Annotated in this window: 16 protein-coding genes and 1 riboswitch; of the genes, 1 reads left to right on the forward strand and 15 read right to left on the reverse strand. The window is 75.9% G+C overall.

The window, feature by feature from the left end; all coding sequences use genetic code 11:
* Window positions 1-46 precede the first annotated feature (46 nt).
* The 8 genes from ACFTZA_RS11905 to rpe form a co-directional block, all read right to left on the reverse strand.
* Window positions 47-526: a PH domain-containing protein gene (locus ACFTZA_RS11905; protein ID WP_378194708.1), complete on the reverse strand. Its 480-nt coding sequence runs from the start codon at window positions 524-526 to the stop codon at window positions 47-49.
* Between the two features lie 21 nt (window positions 527-547).
* Window positions 548-1402, reverse strand: coding sequence for an ATP phosphoribosyltransferase (gene hisG / locus ACFTZA_RS11910; protein ID WP_378194711.1), 855 nt, complete (start codon window positions 1400-1402; stop codon window positions 548-550).
* Window positions 1403-1514: 112 nt separating this feature from the next.
* Window positions 1515-1778, reverse strand: a complete 264-nt coding sequence (locus ACFTZA_RS11915; RefSeq protein WP_378194714.1) for a phosphoribosyl-ATP diphosphatase — start codon at window positions 1776-1778, stop codon at window positions 1515-1517.
* Window positions 1779-1855: 77 nt separating this feature from the next.
* Window positions 1856-2323: a 6,7-dimethyl-8-ribityllumazine synthase gene (gene ribH, locus ACFTZA_RS11920; RefSeq protein ID WP_378194717.1), complete on the reverse strand. Its 468-nt coding sequence runs from the start codon at window positions 2321-2323 to the stop codon at window positions 1856-1858.
* Window positions 2320-3744 carry a 3,4-dihydroxy-2-butanone-4-phosphate synthase gene (gene ribB, locus ACFTZA_RS11925; protein ID WP_378194720.1) on the reverse strand — a complete coding sequence of 475 codons (1425 nt, stop codon included), beginning with the start codon at window positions 3742-3744 and terminating at the stop codon, window positions 2320-2322. Before ribB ends, ribH begins: the two co-directional genes overlap by 4 nt.
* A complete protein-coding gene (locus ACFTZA_RS11930; protein ID WP_378195069.1) occupies window positions 3741-4352 on the reverse strand; it encodes a riboflavin synthase in 612 nt (203 codons plus the stop codon). The genes ribB and ACFTZA_RS11930 overlap by 4 nt, the downstream gene beginning before the upstream one ends.
* 17 nt (window positions 4353-4369) lie before the next feature.
* A complete protein-coding gene (gene ribD, locus ACFTZA_RS11935; RefSeq protein ID WP_378194723.1) occupies window positions 4370-5467 on the reverse strand; it encodes a bifunctional diaminohydroxyphosphoribosylaminopyrimidine deaminase/5-amino-6-(5-phosphoribosylamino)uracil reductase RibD in 1098 nt (365 codons plus the stop codon).
* A gap of 163 nt (window positions 5468-5630) precedes the next feature.
* Window positions 5631-5757, reverse strand: a riboswitch (FMN riboswitch).
* A gap of 187 nt (window positions 5758-5944) precedes the next feature.
* On the reverse strand, window positions 5945-6610 hold the full coding sequence (gene rpe / locus ACFTZA_RS11940; protein ID WP_378194726.1) for a ribulose-phosphate 3-epimerase: 666 nt from the start codon (window positions 6608-6610) through the stop codon (window positions 5945-5947).
* A 37-nt stretch (window positions 6611-6647) separates the two neighbouring features.
* On the opposite strand from rpe, the gene ACFTZA_RS11945 reads away from it, so the two are divergent.
* The gene (locus ACFTZA_RS11945) at window positions 6648-7190 is read left to right on the forward strand and encodes a GNAT family N-acetyltransferase (RefSeq protein WP_378194729.1); all 543 of its coding nucleotides are present in this window, start codon (window positions 6648-6650) and stop codon (window positions 7188-7190) included.
* A gap of 18 nt (window positions 7191-7208) precedes the next feature.
* Here ACFTZA_RS11945 and ACFTZA_RS11950 read toward each other — a convergent pair whose 3' ends face one another.
* The 7 genes from ACFTZA_RS11950 to metK form a co-directional block, all read right to left on the reverse strand.
* Window positions 7209-8483 carry a type II toxin-antitoxin system HipA family toxin gene (locus tag ACFTZA_RS11950; protein ID WP_378194732.1) on the reverse strand — a complete coding sequence of 425 codons (1275 nt, stop codon included), beginning with the start codon at window positions 8481-8483 and terminating at the stop codon, window positions 7209-7211.
* Window positions 8480-8707, reverse strand: coding sequence for a helix-turn-helix transcriptional regulator (locus tag ACFTZA_RS11955; RefSeq protein WP_378194735.1), 228 nt, complete (start codon window positions 8705-8707; stop codon window positions 8480-8482). The genes ACFTZA_RS11950 and ACFTZA_RS11955 overlap by 4 nt, the downstream gene beginning before the upstream one ends.
* Before the next feature lie 87 nt (window positions 8708-8794).
* On the reverse strand, window positions 8795-10333 hold the full coding sequence (locus ACFTZA_RS11960) for an RsmB/NOP family class I SAM-dependent RNA methyltransferase (protein WP_378194738.1): 1539 nt from the start codon (window positions 10331-10333) through the stop codon (window positions 8795-8797).
* Window positions 10330-11283 carry a methionyl-tRNA formyltransferase gene (gene fmt / locus ACFTZA_RS11965; protein ID WP_378194742.1) on the reverse strand — a complete coding sequence of 318 codons (954 nt, stop codon included), beginning with the start codon at window positions 11281-11283 and terminating at the stop codon, window positions 10330-10332. The genes ACFTZA_RS11960 and fmt overlap by 4 nt, the downstream gene beginning before the upstream one ends.
* Before the next feature lie 63 nt (window positions 11284-11346).
* A complete protein-coding gene (locus tag ACFTZA_RS11970) occupies window positions 11347-11997 on the reverse strand; it encodes an HAD family hydrolase (protein WP_378194745.1) in 651 nt (216 codons plus the stop codon).
* Window positions 11994-14297 (reverse strand): primosomal protein N', encoded by a 2304-nt coding sequence (locus ACFTZA_RS11975; RefSeq protein WP_378194748.1) that lies wholly within the window; start codon window positions 14295-14297, stop codon window positions 11994-11996. Before ACFTZA_RS11975 ends, ACFTZA_RS11970 begins: the two co-directional genes overlap by 4 nt.
* 109 nt (window positions 14298-14406) lie before the next feature.
* Window positions 14407-15606: a methionine adenosyltransferase gene (gene metK / locus ACFTZA_RS11980; RefSeq protein WP_378194751.1), complete on the reverse strand. Its 1200-nt coding sequence runs from the start codon at window positions 15604-15606 to the stop codon at window positions 14407-14409.
* Window positions 15607-15740 lie beyond the last annotated feature (134 nt).

Consider the following 15740-nt stretch of genomic DNA (forward strand, 5'->3'; position numbering starts at 1 on the left):
GCCCCCTGCCACGGCAGGGGGCCTCGTGCGTCGCGCCGGGTGCGGGTCAGAGGTCGTCGTGCTCGGCGGCCTCGCCGTGCGCCTGCACGAGCGCGGCGAGACGACGCGCCTCGGCCTGCCCACGGGCGCCGTCGGCCGTCTGGATGCCCATGACGGCAAGGGTGGAGCCGTCGGCGAGGTCGAGGTGCACCCACGGGTCACCGCTGGCCAGGCGGACCGACACGATCTCGGCCCACGCGAGCTCGCGGGCGTAGATGACGTTGCGCACGCGCAGGCCCCGCGGTGTCGGCGTGGCGTGGACGCCCCCGAGGCGCCACAGCAGCCACGCGGCGAACAGGGCGAACACCGCGACGGAGATCCGGTTCACCGGGGCCGCACCCATGGGCCCCGTGGCGGTGAGCCCCACCAGGACGCACCCGCCGACCACGACGACGCCGGTGAACCAGGCCGACAGCAGCCCGAACCGCGGGCGGAAGACCCGGTACGGATCCGTTCCCGCCGCGTCGGGGCGCGACGCGCCGCTCATGCCGTCACCGTCCCACGCTGCTCAGAGACGCGAGGCGTGGATCCGCGTCACGAGGATCGCGCGGGCGCCCACGTCGTACAGGGCGTCCATCACCTGGTTGGTGCGGTCACGCCGCACCATGGCGCGCACCGCCGCCCAGTCCCGGTCGTGCAGCGGCGACACCGTCGGCGACTCCAGACCCGGCGTGATCGCGACGGCCTGCTCGACGAGCGACACGGGCACGTCGTAGTCCATGAGCACGTACTGCCGGGCCGTCAGCACGCCCTGCAGACGCCGGCTCAGCACCTCCACGCCCGCCGGCACGTCCGCCTCCGCGACGGCGCGCGGACGGATCAGCACGGCCTCCGACACGAGGATGGGGTCGCCGAACACCTCCAGGCCTGCACCCCGCAGCGTCGTCCCCGTCGAGACGACGTCCGCGACGACGTCCGCGACACCGAGCTGCACCGCCGACTCCACCGCGCCGTCGAGGTGCACCACCGTCGCGTCCACGCCGTGCGAGCGCAGGTGCTCACCGACGAGCACCTCGTACGACGTCGCCACCCGCAGACCCTGCACCTGCTCCAACGACGAGATCGTCCCCGCCGGGGCCGCGTACCGGAACGTCGACCCCCCGAACCCGAGCTGCATGTGCTCGACCGCGTCCGCACCCGAGTCCAGCAGCAGATCACGACCCGTGATCCCGACGTCGACCGTCCCCGACCCCACGTACACCGCGATGTCGCGAGGACGCAGGAAGAAGAACTCGACGTCGTTGTCCGGGTCGGCCAGCACGAGCTCGCGCGAGTCACGACGCTGGCGGTACCCCGCCTCGCGCAGCATCTCGACGGCGGGCTCGGACAGTGACCCCTTGTTGGGGACGGCGATACGCAGCATGGAGGAACCTTCGTTCAGGGGGACGGCAGGGACAGGCACGGAACGGGACCAGGACGAGAGCGAGACGAGCGGCGCTCGCGGCCCGGAGCAGGGCGCTCACGGGCGCGGCCGCTCACAGATGCTCGTACACGTCCTGCAGGCTCAGGCCCTTCGCCAGCATGAGGACCTGCAGGTGGTAGAGCAGCTGGGAGATCTCCTCCGCCGTCTTCTCGTCGCCCTCGTACTCGGCCGCCATCCACACCTCGGCCGCCTCCTCGACGACCTTCTTCCCGATCGCATGCACCCCGGCGTCCAGCTCGGCGACCGTGCCGGATCCGGCGGGTCGCGTCGTGGCCTTCTGGGAGAGCTCGGCGAACAGGGACTCGAACGTCTTCACCGAGCCAGGGTATCGGCCCACCCCGGCCCGGCCGTCACGGGTCCGCCCACCGGGCGTCCTCGGGCCGGCGACGCGCGTCACAGCGACCGCAGGGCCACGACCGTCGCCACGGCCGCCTCCACCGCCTCCGCGCCCTTGTCCTCCCTCGACCCGGGCAGCCCCGCACGGTCCAGCGCCTGCTGCTCGTCGTCGCAGGTCAGCACCCCGAACCCCACCGGCACGCCCGTGCGCACGCTCACGTCCGTCAGGCCCATGGTCGCCGCCTGGCACACGTAGTCGAAGTGCGGCGTCCCGCCCCGGATCACCACGCCCAGCGCCACGACCGCGTCCGCACCGTGCTCCACCGCCCGCGCCGCCGCCACCGGCAGCTCGAACGACCCCGGCACCCGCACCTCCGTCACGTGCGACACGCGCGCCTCCGCCAGCGCCCGGCGGGCACCCGCCAGCAGACCGTCCATCACCTCCGTGTGCCAGCTCGCCGCCACCACGACCACCCGCAGCCCCGACCCGTCCACCCGGATCGACGGCGCACCCGCACCGCTCATCGCCCCTCCTCCACGTCGTCCTCGGCCAGCACGCCCGAGGGCGCCTCCACCGTCTCCAGCAGATGACCCATCGCCACCTTCTTCGTCTGCAGGTACGCCCGGTTGTGCGCACCATGACCCACCTCGAGCCGCTCCGTGCCGACCACGTCCACGCCGTGCGCCACCAGACCCGTCACCTTCGCCGGGTTGTTCGTCAGCAACGTCACGCGTGACAGCCCCAGGTCCGCGAGCACCGCCGCCGCCGCCCCGTACTCCCGCCGGTCCGCCGGCCACCCCAGCTCCAGGTTCGCCTGCACCGTGTCCAGCCCCGCGTCCTGCAACCCGTACGCCCCGATCTTCGCCAGCAACCCGATGCCCCGGCCCTCGTGCCCCCGCAGGTACACCACCGCACCACCCTCCCGGGCCACCCGCTCCATCGCCGCCTGCAGCTGCGGACCACAGTCGCACCGCAACGACCCGAACGCGTCCCCCGTCAGGCACTCCGAGTGCACCCGCACCACCGGGGGCGACGAGCCCTCCGACGCCGGACCCCGCTCCGGGTCCACCGACGGCACCCCACCGACTCCCCCGGCGCCCGACGTCCCCGCGGCCGGCACCAGCGCCACGTGCTCCGCCCCCGTCCGCAGGTCCCGGTACCCGATCACCCGGAACCGGCCGTACGCCGTCGGCAGCTCCGCCTCCGCAGTCCGGTGCACCCGCCGCACCGCACGCTCCCGCTCCGCACGCCCACCGCCCGCCGGCACCGGGTCGTGCTCACGCCGCCACGCCGCCAGCTCCGCGATCGTCAGCAGCACCAGCCCCTCCCGCTCCGCCAGCGCCGCCGCGTCGCCCAACCGCATCATCGTCCCGTCGTCGTGGACCAGCTCCGCGATCCCGCCGACCTCGCCCGCACCCGCCAGACGCACCAGGTCCACCGCCGCCTCCGTGTGCCCCGCACGGTGCAGCACACCCCCCGGCACCGCCCGCAGCGGCAGCACGTGCCCCGGACGGATCAGGTCACCCGCCCCCGACGACGGGTCCGCCAGCACCCGCAGCGTCCGCGCCCGGTCCTCCGCCGAGATCCCCGTCGACACCCCCGACGCCGCATCCACCGTCACCGTGTACGCCGTCCTCCGCGGGTCCTGGCTGTGCGGCACCATCAACGGCAGCTCCAGCGCGTCCGCCCGCCCCGCCGGCATCGGCGCGCACAGGTACCCCGACGAGTGCCGGATCGTCCACGCCACCCACTCCGCCGACACACCCTGCGCCGCGAACACCACGTCCGCCTCGTCCTCACGGTCCGGCGAGTCCGCCACCAGCACCGGCCGGCCCGCACGGATCGCCGCCAGCGCCTCCTCGACCGTCCCCAGCCGCACCTGCGCACCCGACGACGCACCGGCGCTCGCGGCCTGAGCGCTCCGGCGGCCGGCCCCGCCGGTCATGACGCCGCCCCTGTCGTGAGGAGCCTCTCGACGTACTTGGCGATCACGTCGACCTCGACGTTCACCGGGTCCCCGGGGGCGAGGTCGCCGAGCACGGTCGCCTCGAGCGTCGTCGGGATGAGCGAGACGCCGAACGTCTCGTCGTCCACCCGCGTGACGGTGAGCGACACGCCGCTCACGGCGACGGAGCCCTTCTCGGCCACGTACCGCAGGACAGACGCCGGCGCGGAGAAGAGCAGGTCGTCCCAGCGGTCGCCCGGGTCGCGGCTCACGAGCGTCGCGACGCCGTCGACGTGCCCCTGGACCACGTGGCCGCCGAGGCGGGCGTCCGCCCGGAGCGCCCGCTCGAGGTCGACGCGCGAGCCCGCGACCAGGCGCCCGAGCGTCGTGCGCCGCAGCGTCTCCGGCATGACGTCGGCCGTGAACGTCCCGTCCCCGGGAAGGTCCCGGACCGTGAGGCAGACGCCGTCGACCGCGATCGAGTCACCCGGCGCCGCGTCCGACGTCGCCAACGTCCCCTCGACCACCAGGACGGCGTCCGTCCCCTCGCCGCCCGGGAACGCGATGTCGCGCACCGTGCCGATCTCCTCGACGATCCCCGTGAACATCCGGACATCCCTGCCTCTCATCGCACAGACCTCGACACCATCAGCACGTCGTCGCCGACGCGCCGCACCTCCACCGTGCGGAACCGCCGCACGTCGGCCATCGTCCGCACGCCCAGGTCGCCGACCGCTCGCCGGCCCGCACCGAGCAGCGCCGGGGCGACGTACGCGTGGAGCTCGTCCACGGCACCCGCCGCCAGGAGCGCCGTCGCGAGCGTCGGGCCGCCCTCCACGAGGACGTGCCGGACCTCGCGTGCGGCGAGCGCGCGCAGCACCTCCGCCACGTCGTGGGTGGGCAGGTGCAGGAGCGGGCCTCCGTCACCCCGCAGGCGCGACCGCGGGGGGATCCCGCCGTGACCGACGACGACGCGCAACGGCTGGTGCTCCGCGAGCCGCTCGACGCCGTCGTGGCCCGTGACGCGCGCGGTGAGCGCCGGGTCGTCCGCGCGGACCGTGCCCGTGCCGACCGCGATCGCGTCGACGGCGGCGCGCACCCGGTGGGCGTGCGCGCGTGCCTCGGAGCCGGTGATCCAGCGGCTCGTCCCGTCCTCCGCCGCGACGAAGCCGTCGAGCGTCGTCGCCGTCTTGAGCGTCACGTACGGGGTGCCGCGCCGCACGGCCGTCAGCCACACGTGGAGCAGCGCCGCGCCCTCCGCGGCCCGCAGCCCCCGCACGACCCGGACGCCCGCGGCACGCAGCACCGCGGCACCGCCGCGCGCGAGCGGGTTCGGGTCGTCGACGGCGTGCACGACCTGGGCCACGCCCGCGGCGACGAGCGCGTCCGCGCACGGACCGGTGCGGCCCGTGTGGGCGCACGGCTCCAGCGTGACGACGGCCGTCGCACCGCGGACGCCGACGCCGCGGTCGCGCGCGTCGGCGAGGGCCGCCGCTTCGGCGTGGGGCGTCCCGGCGCCCTGGTGGTAGCCCTCGGCGAGCACCGTGCGCGGGCGCGGGTCGAGCGCGTCCGGGGCCGCCCCCTCGGAGACGGGCACCGTGTCGTCGGCCGGGGCGAGGAGGACGCACCCGACGCGCGGGTTCGGCCCGTACGCCGGGCCGCGCGCGGCGAGCTGCAGCGCGCGCGTCATCGCGGCGTCGATCGTCAGCTGCTGCGGGCCCATGTCCCTCGCTCCTCCGGGCACGGGTACTCCGGGGCGAGGGCGGGCGTCGGGGCGTCGCGACCCGTGAGGGTCGACGCCGTCGCTCACCACGGCGAGGCCGGTCACCTCGGGTGCGGGCTCGTCGAGTGCTCGACGGACCCGTCCCCTCGGGGACGACCGCGCCGCACGTGCTTCCTCCCATCCGGACTGTCACCGTCGGTCCTGGAGTTCCACCAGGTCAACCGCGCGTAGGGCGCGGGTCGCGGACTGTCACCGCCGGCTCGGAATTGCACCGACCCCGGAGCACGTTCGTGCGTACTGCTGCCGTCCAGGATGCCACACCGCTCGTGCAGCTCGTGATCGGCCGTCGCCGCGACGCCTCCCCGCGCCCTCCGGGCTGGTGGTGAGCTGTCGCTGTCGGTGGTGAGGGGTGATGTGCGCTTGGCACACTATTTCTTCGAGGAATGACTAGACGTCTCGAGGGCGGCCGAGCGCCTCTCAGTGCGCGTGCGCGCCGTCCGCCAGGTCGCGCAGCGCCTGGATCTCCCCAGGGATGTTCTCCGCCCCGTACACGGCCGAGCCGGCGACGAAGACGTTCGCGCCGGCGTCCGCGGCGCGCTCGACGGTGGACCGCGAGACTCCCCCGTCGACCTGGATCCACACGTCGAGCCCCGCCTCGCTGACGGCCTCGCGCGCCCGCCGGATCTTCGGGAGCGTCCCGTCGATGAACGACTGCCCGCCGAACCCCGGCTCGACCGTCATGACGAGGAGCATGTCGATCTCGCCGAGGAGGTCGAGGAACGGCTCCACGGGCGTCGCCGGCCGCAGCGCCACCCCCGCCCGCGCCCCGATGCGGCGCAGCTCGCGCGCGAGCCGCACGGGCGCCGTCGCGGCCTCCGCGTGGAACGTCACGGACCCCGCGCCCGCCTCCGCGTACGCCGGTGCCCAACGGTCCGGGTCCTCGATCATGAGGTGCGCGTCCACCGGGACCGGCGACACCTCGACGAGCCGCTCGAAGACGGGCAGCCCCAGCGTGAGGTTCGGCACGAAGTGGTTGTCCATGACGTCGACGTGCGCGTAGTCGGCCGTCGAGATGGCCTGGAGGTCCCGCTCGAGGTTCGCGAAGTCGGCGGACAGGATGCTCGGGGCGATGAGGGCAGACATGGGGCCAGCGTAGGGCGCACGGCCGTACCCTCGTCCGGTGGACCACTCCCCTCCCCCGCCACGCGCGCCGCGGGCGTCCGTTCGCCCCCTCGTCCCGGCCGACCTGCCCCGGGTGGCGGAGATCTTCGCCCCGTTCGCGCGCGACACCGCCGTGACGTTCGAGACCGAGCCGTGGGACGTCGCGAAGTGGGCCGCCAAGCACGACGACCTCACGGGACGCGGCCTGCCGTTCCTCGTCGCCGACGTCGACGGCGAGGTGGCCGGGTTCGCGTACGCGGGCCCGTGGCGGCCCAAGGCGGCCTACCGCCACACCGTCGAGGACACCATCTACCTCGACCCCCGGTTCGCCGGGCGAGGTCTCGGCACGACGCTGCTCACGGCCCTGCTCGACGCCGCGGCCCGGGCAGGTGCGCGGCAGGTCGTCTCCGTGGTCGCCGACGTGCCCGAGGCGGCGGCGTCCCTGCCGCTGCACCGGCGGCTCGGATTCGTCGAGGTCGGCCGCCTGACCGCCGTCGGGTCCAAGCACGGCCGCTGGGTCGACACGGTCCTCCTGCAGCGCGCGCTGGACGCCCCGGCCTGACGCTCGGCCCGGGCGCCCTCACGCGCCCGGGAGGCTCCGCCGCAGGCCCTGCGCGCGCTGCTCCACGGTGCGCCACGCGTGCCGGTCGACGCCGGGGTGCGCGGAACGGTCGACGGCGCCGAGCGCGTCCGCGAGCGCCTCGAGGGTCTGGCTGACGACGCGGTGGGCGCGGCGTCGGGGCAGGCCCCAGGAGGCGCCCTCGGCGACGAGGTGCTCGCCGGTGAGGGTGTCCATGTCGCGTTCGCCGGCGACGTCCATGGCGAAGACGCGGGACGCGTGCGCGTGGTGCAGGTGCATGGAGACGTCGTAGGCCGGGGCGAGGCGCACGGTGCCGTCGGCGTGGCGCAGTAGGGAGATGTTCTTCGCGTGGGCGTCGGTGTTGCCGACGGCGAGGTTGAACGTGGTGAGGGCGAGGAGCGGGTCGGGGCGGGTGCCGTCGTCGCGCAGGGTGCGGGCGATGGCGGTGAGGGACGGGAAGCGGCGTCCGTGCTGGAACTTGCGCTCGGGGTCGCGGGTGTTGATGCCGAGGGCCTGGGCGGTGTCCTCCTGGTGGAGGCGTGCGGTGGCGGTGGGGTCGTGGGGGTCGGGGACGCGGTCGTAGCGGGAGACGACGATCGCGCGCTCGCCGTCGAACTCCGTGACGTGGGCGTCGATCGTGGTGAGACCGATGCGGCGGGCGAGGTCGAGGGCGGCGGCCTCGGTGTTGACGAGGTCCGCGGTCGGCGAGTCCGAGGGGCGGGCGACCTTGAGGATGTGCGTGGTGGGTGCGGAACCGTGGGGGCGGGCCCAGCCGTTGTCGTCGTGGAGGAGCGTGATCTTGGGCTCCATGCCGGGCAGGGAGCTGGTGAGGCGCTCGCTGCGCCCGACTCCGCCGGAGCGTGCGCCGCCCTCGCGCAGGAGCGCGGCGACACCGGCGTCGTCGAGGCGTTCGGCGGGGGCAGGGCGCGGCTCGGGGCGTCCCGGAGGATGCAGCTCGACGGCTCCGATGGTGTCGCCTGCGTAGGCGGTGAAGAAGGAGAGGTGGTCCTCGGGGTCGACGGCCGCCTCCATGGCCATCTGGTCCCGGGTGCGCCCCTCGGGCATGAGGCCGTCGAGCCACGCTGTCGCCCGCGCGGGGTGAGGTGGTTCTCCTGGCTCCATGGGGAGGAGGTGGGAGAGCGTCCGCGCCCCGACGCCCCATCGTTCGTAGGCGTCGTCCGTCCACGTGAGGTCGACGCGGTCGTCTCGTCGTCGCGTGAGTCGCGCGGTGTGCGTCCCGTACAGCCAGAGGTCGAGCTCCTCGGTGCGCCTCACGGCCGCTCCTCGAGCCTGAGGGTGATGTCGAGGTGGTCGAGGACCTCGAAGAGCCGGGTGATGTACAGGTTGTCGACGCCGTTCTCCAGCTCGGAGAGGTACTGCCGCGTGATGCCCATCTCGTCGGCGAGCTCGGCCTGCGTCACTCCCCGCGCTCGTCGGACCCTTCGAACGTGAGCGCCGATGTCGCGTGCGCTGCGCGCGTTGGTCCGGTGCGCTGCCACGGTGCCTCCCGGTCTGCTGGTCGACGATGCCCGATTATCATGGCACGGATCGTTGCCGGATATCCTGACATCCGCTCGGTGAGCAGGTCAGATGCGCCGCAGGAGGGTGAGGTGCATGGCGTCGGTGCCGTGGACGTGCGGCCACAACTGGACGTCACGGCGGTCGCCGAGGTCGATGGTGTCGGGGGCGTCGGGCCGCACGACGTCGCGCACGACGGCGGGGGCGTCGAGGACCTCGACGTCGTCGCGGCGGCGCAGCACGTCGGCGACGACGACCTGGGTCTCGGCGAGGTGCGGGGAGCAGGTGACGTAGGCGACCACTCCCCCGGGCCGTACGGCGTCGAGAGCGGAGGCGAGGAGCTCGCGCTGGAGCCCGGTGAGGGTGGCGAGGTCGCCGGGGGTGCGGCGCCAGCGCGACTCGGGACGGCGGCGCAGGGCGCCGAGGCCGGTGCAGGGGGCGTCGAGGAGGACGCGGTCGTAGGCGCCGGGTTCGTCCTGGCCGACGTCGCGCCCGTCCCCGGTGCGCACGGCCTCCACGGCGGACGCGGGCACGGCCGCGAGCGCCTGGGTGACGAGGCGGGCGCGGTGGGGTTGGATCTCGTTGGCGACGAGGCGGGCGTCGCGCTGTGCGGCGAGGGCGCCGAGGAGGGCGGCCTTGCCACCGGGTCCGGCGCAGAGGTCGAGCCAGCGGGTGTCGGGTCCGTCGAGGGGGGCGGCGGCGAGGGCGAGGGCGACGAGCTGGCTGCCCTCGTCCTGGACGCCGGCGCGTCCGTCGCGCACGGCGCCGTAGGCGGCGGGGTCGCCGCCGTCGAGGACGAGCGCGGTGGGTGCCCAGCGGCCGGGGGTGGTGCGCTGGTCGGCGAGCTCGTCGGTGTCGGAGAGGCCGGGGCGGGCGACGAGGGTGACGCGGGGCGCGTCGTTGTCGGCGTCGAGGAGGCGGGAGAGCTCGGCGGGGTCGCGGCCGGTGCCGGCGAGGGCGTCGCGCAGGGCGCGGGCGACCCACACGGGGTGGGAGCCGGTGTCCGCGAGCGCGGTGAGCTCGTCGGGGGCGTCGGCGGTGATCTGGGCGAGCCAGTCGTCGAGGGGGGTGTGGGCGACGCGGCGCAGGACGGCGTTGACGAGCTGGGCGCTGCCGGCGCCGGTGCGGGCGCGGGCGAGGCCGACGGTCTCGGAGACGGCGGCGTGCTGGGGCACGCGCATGGCGAGGAGCTGGTGGGCGCCGAGGCGCAGGATGTCGAGGACGGGCGGGTCGAGGCGGTCGAGGGGGCGGTCGAGGCAGCGCGCGAGGATCGCGTCGTAGCGGCCGCTCAGGCGCAGGGTGCCGTACGCGAGCTCGGTGGCGAACCCGGCGTCGCGGCCGCGGATGCCGCGTTCGCGCAGGAGCGGGGGCAGGACGAGGTTGGCGTAGGCGTCGGAGCCGTCGACCTCGCGCAGCACGTCGTAGGCGGCGGTGCGGGCGGGGTCGGTGCCCTTGCGCCGTTCGGAGGGTGCCGTGGTGGTGCGGCGCGCGTCGCCGCGGCTGCGTGCGGCGCCGCGCTGGCGGCCGCGGGCGTCGCGCCGGGGGCCGCCGCCCCCCGCGCCACCGCCGTTCGAACGCGCGTTCGAGGAGTCGTGGTCGGCGCTCATGCCGCGACCTCCGTTCCGAGGACGAGGTCGTCGGCGAGGCGGGCGCCGCGGGCCCAGTCGGCGGCGGGCATGTGCTTGCGCCCCACGGGGGCGACGTCGCCGAGGCGGACGGCGTGCGTGGCCGTGCCGACGAGCACGTCCTTCTTGCCGGCGCGGACCTCTCCGGGGCGCAGGTCGTTCACGTCGGGCTCGGGGGTCACGGGGCCCAGCCCGAGCCGTACCGGGGCGCCGTCGGGTCCGGGCAGGGTGGTCCACGCGCCGGGGGCGGGCGTGCAGCCGCGCACGAGCCGGTCGACCGCGAGCGCCGGGAGGTCCCAGCGGACGCGGGCGTCGGCGGGCGTGAGCTTGGCGGCGTGCGTCACCCCGTCGGCGGGCTGGGGCTGGGGGCGCAGGGTGCCGTCCTCGAGGGCGTCGAGGGTCGCCACGAGGAGTCCGGCGCCGGAGGTGGCGAGGCGGCCGAGGAGGTCGCCGGCGGTGTCGCGGGGGCGGATCGTCTCGGTGGCGGTGCCGAGCACGGGGCCGGAGTCCAGGCCTTCCTCGATGAGGAACGTCGTGGCGCCGGTGACCTCGTCGCCGGAGATGATGGCGCGCTGCACGGGGGCGGCGCCGCGCCAGGCGGGCAGGACGGAGAAGTGGAGGTTGACCCAGCCGTGGCGCGGGACGGTGAGGACGTCGGGGCGCAGGATCTCGCCGTAGGCGACGACGGGTGCGGCGTCGACGTGGAGGTCGCGCAGGGTCGCGAGGAACTCCTCGCCGCGCGGGCGGTCGGTGAGGACGGGGACGCCCGCCTCCTCGGCGCGCACCCGCACGGGGCTGGGCACGAGGCGCCGCCCGCGGCCGGCGGGGGCGTCGGCGCGGGTGAGGACGGCGACGACCTCGTGCCGGGAGGCGAGGAGGGCGTCGAGGGACGGGACCGCGGTGTCCGGGGTTCCGGCGAACAGCAGGCGCATGGGCCCGAGTCTAGGTGGCGGGCGGTGCGGGGCCGGTGCCCGGGTGCGTGCCCGGGTGGGCGCTCAGGTGGCCGGTGGTGCGACGTCGACCCCGAGGTCGCGCAGCGCGGCGCGCAGGTCTGCCGTGCCCCGGAACAGGTGGGTGCGCAGCCCGAGGCGCGCGGCGGCGTCCACGTTCGCGGGACTGTCGTCGGTGAACAGGGTGCGCTCGGCGTCGAGGCCGAACCGGCCGATCGCGAGCCGGAAGATCGCGGGGTCGGGCTTGGCGAGACCTTCGCGTCCGGAGACGAGGACGTCGTCCATGAGCGTCGTCGCGGGCGCGGCCGTGGCGGCGTGGTGGAACAGCTCGGCGGACCAGTTGGTCAGCCCGTACAGCCGCAGGCCCAGGCCGCGCAGCTCGCGCACGAGCTCCGCGGACCCGTCCACGGGGCCGGTGAGCGTGGCCGGGAAGTGCTCGACGTACCGGTCGAGGAGGTCGACGTGGTCGGGGTGCGTGGCGCCGACGTGCGTGCGCGCCGCCGCCCACGTCTCGCCCGCGTCGCGCGCGTGGTTGAGCGCGGCGAAGTCGACGTCGGCGAAGAACGTGTCGACGGCGTCGCGCGGGGTGTGCCCCGCGTAGGCGCGGTACGGGTCCCAGCCGACGAGGACGTTGCCGAAGTCGTAGAGCACGGCGTCGATCGCGGCGGGGCCGGGGCGCATCGCGGGTGCGGTCACAGGATCTCCTTGGGGTCGAGCTGGACGCGCACGCTGCCGGGCTCGCGGCGGGCGGACCGCACGGCGAGGGAGGCGGCGAGCTGGCGGGCGAGGCTGCGCCCGTCACGGTACGGGACGCGCACGACGGCGCGCACGGGACGGGCGGCGCCGGCAGCCAGGTCGGGTGCGTCGTCCGGGCGCGTGGGGGCGACCTCGACGGGGCCGAGGACGGTGTCGGCGGTCGCGAGCTCGACGCGGTCGAGGACGGCGGCGACCGCGGCACGGTCCCCGCTGACGGCGGCGACGCGCACGGCGGGCGGGAGGTCGAGCTCGGCGCGCTCGTCGAGCTCGCGGTCGGCGAGGCCGGCGGGGTCCCACCGCACGAGCGCGTTCGTGGGCGCGGGCGCGGCGTCACCGACGAGCAGGACCTGCCCCCCGTCGGTGGCCGGGCGCACGAGCGCCGCGGCGGCGAGCCAGCGGGCGAGGGCGTCCTGCGCGACGTCGAGCGCCACGTGGGCGGTGCTGACCGCCGCGTCGAGCAGCAGCGCGGCGGTGTACCCGCCGTCCGCGACCGGTTCGGCGCCGGGCGTGGCGACCACCAGGGCGGGCTGTGCCCCCACGGACGGCAGGACCCCGCCGGGCGCGCTCGCGCCCGACATGCGCACCGGCACGCCGGTGAACGCGCGCCCGAGCTCCTCGGCCGTGCGCTGCGACCCCACCCGCACCGAGCGCAGCCCGGTCCAGTGGCACTCGGGGCACGACCAGCCGCCCGCGAGCGCGCCGCACCAGGTGCACTGCGGGGCGGCGCCGGGGCCGGGCAGGGACAGGGGGCCGTGGCAGGCGGTGCAGCGCGCGGGGGTGCGGCAGCGGGCGCACGCGACGACGGGCAGGTACCCGGCACGGGGCACCTGGACGAGGACGGGGCCGTGCTCGAGCGCGGTGCGGGCGGCGCGCCACGCGGCGGTCGGGATGCGGGCGGCCGCCCCGGGGCCCTCGGACGCGAGCTCGACGGAGGTCAGGGCACGCACGCGGGGAGCGCGGGCGCGCACGACGTCGCGGGCGGCGGCGAGCTCGTGCGCCCAGCCGCGCGCGACGAGGGCGTGCGCGGCGACGGTGCGCCCGTGCCCGCCCAGGAGGTAGGCGGCGCCCTCCTGCTCGCTGCGCAGGGCGAGGACCTCGCGCGCGTGCGGGTAGGGGGCGCGCGGCTCGGCGAGCGTGCCCTCACCGTCGTTCCAGCACACGACGAGGCCGAGGTCGGTCACGGGGGCGAACGAGGCCGCTCGTGTCCCGACGACGACGCGGGCCAGGCCCTGCCGGGCGGCGAGGAACGCCCGGTACCGCACGGCGGGGCCCTCGTCCGCCGTGAGGCGCACGACCTGTCCCCCGCGTGCCGGGTCCCAGGCGGGCAGGCCGGCGGCGTCGAGCGCGGCGCACACCTGGTCCACGTCGCGCGCGTCGGGCACGACGACGAGCGCCCCGCGGCCGAGGCGGGTGACGACCGCCACGGCCTCGGCGACGGCGGCCGCCCAGTGGGTGACCGGCGGCGGGGCCTGCGCCCGGCGGCTGCGGGCGCGACCCGTGCGCCCCGTGGCCTCGCCCTGCGCCGCCGGGTCGGCCGTGCCCAGGGCTGTGCCCGGGGCCTGTGCGTCGTCGGTGGCGACGGGCGACGGGCGGGGGGCCAGGCCGGGCAGCGCGGTCCACACCGCACGCGGCGCCCCGCCGCGAGCGAGGTGGGCGAGGAACGCGGCGCCCGCCCGGTACGGCGCCCACGCCGACGTCGCCGCCACGGGTGCCACGGTCTCGGGCGCACCGGGCGTCTCGGGCACGTCCGGGCGGTCGGCGAGCCCCTGCTCCGCCCGGGCGTGCCGAGGGGGCACGGCGAGGCGCAGGACGTCGGCGAGCGTGCCGGCGTACAGGTCGGCGACGGCGCGGGCGAGGCGCAGCACCTGAGGGGCGAGCACCGGCTCGGCCGACACGACACGACGCAGCGGCTGCAGGCGTCCGTCGTGCTCGGAGCGGTCGAGGCGCTCCAGGACGTAGCCGTCCACCTCACGGCCGGCGAACCGGACCTTGACGCGCACGCCCGGCCGGGCGGCGTCGGCCATCGTCGCGGGCACGAGGTAGTCGAACGGCCGGTCGAGGTGGGCCGGGGCGAGGTCGAGCACCACCTGCGCGACGGGGAGGTCCGCGGCGAGCTCCGGGCCGTCGGCCGCGCGCGCCGTACGCGACGCCGGGGCGGGCTCGGGCACCGCGATGCCCGGCAGCGCGTCCTGCACGGCCTCCTGGACGGCGTTCCGGGCCGACACGTGCTCACCGCTCACGCGCCCATCCCACCACGAGCCGCCCCCACGACCGATTCCGGGGACCGGACGCAGGACGGCGCTCCGGACGCCGTCACCCCCCTCGTGCGGAGCGGGGCACGACCGCCCGTCAGACGGCCGACCGCAGCGCCTCGACGCGGTCCGTGCGCTCCCACGTGAAGTCCCCCGTCTCGCGGCCGAAGTGGCCGTACGCCGCGGTCGGCGCGTAGATCGGGCGCAGCAGGTCCAGGTCGCGCACGATCGCGGCCGGACGCAGGTCGAACACGTCACGGATCGCCGCGCTGACACGCTCCACCGGGACGGTCTCGGTGCCGAACGTCTCGACGTACAGACCGACCGGGTGCGCCTTGCCGATCGCGTACGCGACCTGCACCTCGCACCGGCGCGCCAGACCTGCGGCCACGACGTTCTTCGCGACCCACCGCGTCGCGTACGCCGCGGACCGGTCCACCTTCGACGGGTCCTTGCCCGAGAACGCCCCGCCCCCGTGACGAGCCATGCCGCCGTACGTGTCGACGATGATCTTGCGTCCTGTCAGACCGGCGTCGCCCCGGGGTCCGCCGACGACGAACGTGCCGGTCGGGTTGACGAACAGGCGCAGCTCGCGCGTGTCCAGGTCGAGGCCCGCCGCGTCGAGCACCGGCGCCACGACGTGGTCCGCGACGAGCCGGTGCAGCTTCTCCTGCACCACGTCCGGGTCGTGCTGGGTGGACAGCACCACGGTGTCCAGGGACACGGCGCGGTCGCCGTCGTAGCCGATCGTCACCTGCGTCTTGCCGTCGGGCCGCAGCCCCGGGACGGTTCCGTCACGGCGCACCAGCGCGAGCCGCTCCGCGAGCCGGTGCGCGAGCCACACGGGCAGCGGCATGAGGCTCGGCGTGTCGTCGCTCGCGTACCCGAACATCAGGCCCTGGTCGCCCGCGCCCTGCACGTCCAGCGGGTCGTGGTGGGCGCCGGCGTCGTCGCGCTCCTCGAGGCTCTTGTCGACGCCCTGCGCGATGTCGGGAGACTGCTGCCCGATGGACACGGACACGCCGCACGAGTCGGCGTCGAAGCCGATCGCCGACGAGGTGTAGCCGATGCGGCGCACGACGTCGCGCACGATCTGCGGGATCTCGACGTACGCGTCCGTCGTCACCTCGCCCGCCACGTGCACCAGACCGGTCGTGACCATCGTCTCGACCGCGACGCGCGACGACGGGTCCTGCGCGAGCAGTGCGTCGAGGATGGAGTCGGAGATCTGGTCGCAGACCTTGTCCGGGTGCCCCTCGGTGACGGACTCGGACGTGAAGAGACGCAGATCAGCCATGATCCGCAGTTTACCGGCCGGGCGACGCCCACCGTCCCGCCACGCGGGCGCACGGTCCGCGTACCGAGACGCGTCCGCGCAGGGCGTTCCGCTCGCGAGCGGCGCCGACCCGCGCCTACCGTCGAGGACGCCCC

The organism is Cellulosimicrobium sp. NPDC057127, from assembly GCF_042670945.1.
Taxonomy (GTDB): domain Bacteria; phylum Actinomycetota; class Actinomycetes; order Actinomycetales; family Cellulomonadaceae; genus Cellulosimicrobium.

What these genes read in the sequence shown, in the direction of transcription:
- fmt (WP_378194742.1), bottom strand. Translation starts at nt 11,283, where the DNA reads ATGCGCCTGCTGTTCGCCGGAACCCCGGACACCGCGGTCCCGTCCCTC.
- ribH (WP_378194717.1), bottom strand. Translation starts at nt 2,323, where the DNA reads ATGAGCGGTGCGGGTGCGCCGTCGATCCGGGTGGACGGGTCGGGGCTG.
- rpe (WP_378194726.1), bottom strand. Translation starts at nt 6,610, where the DNA reads ATGTCTGCCCTCATCGCCCCGAGCATCCTGTCCGCCGACTTCGCGAAC.
- ACFTZA_RS11905 (WP_378194708.1), bottom strand. Translation starts at nt 526, where the DNA reads ATGAGCGGCGCGTCGCGCCCCGACGCGGCGGGAACGGATCCGTACCGG.
- hisG (WP_378194711.1), bottom strand. Translation starts at nt 1,402, where the DNA reads ATGCTGCGTATCGCCGTCCCCAACAAGGGGTCACTGTCCGAGCCCGCC.
- ACFTZA_RS11930 (WP_378195069.1), bottom strand. Translation starts at nt 4,352, where the DNA reads ATGTTCACGGGGATCGTCGAGGAGATCGGCACGGTGCGCGACATCGCG.
- ACFTZA_RS11960 (WP_378194738.1), bottom strand. Translation starts at nt 10,333, where the DNA reads ATGAGCGCCGACCACGACTCCTCGAACGCGCGTTCGAACGGCGGTGGC.
- ribD (WP_378194723.1), bottom strand. Translation starts at nt 5,467, where the DNA reads ATGGGCCCGCAGCAGCTGACGATCGACGCCGCGATGACGCGCGCGCTG.
- metK (WP_378194751.1), bottom strand. Translation starts at nt 15,606, where the DNA reads ATGGCTGATCTGCGTCTCTTCACGTCCGAGTCCGTCACCGAGGGGCAC.
- ribB (WP_378194720.1), bottom strand. Translation starts at nt 3,744, where the DNA reads ATGACCGGCGGGGCCGGCCGCCGGAGCGCTCAGGCCGCGAGCGCCGGT.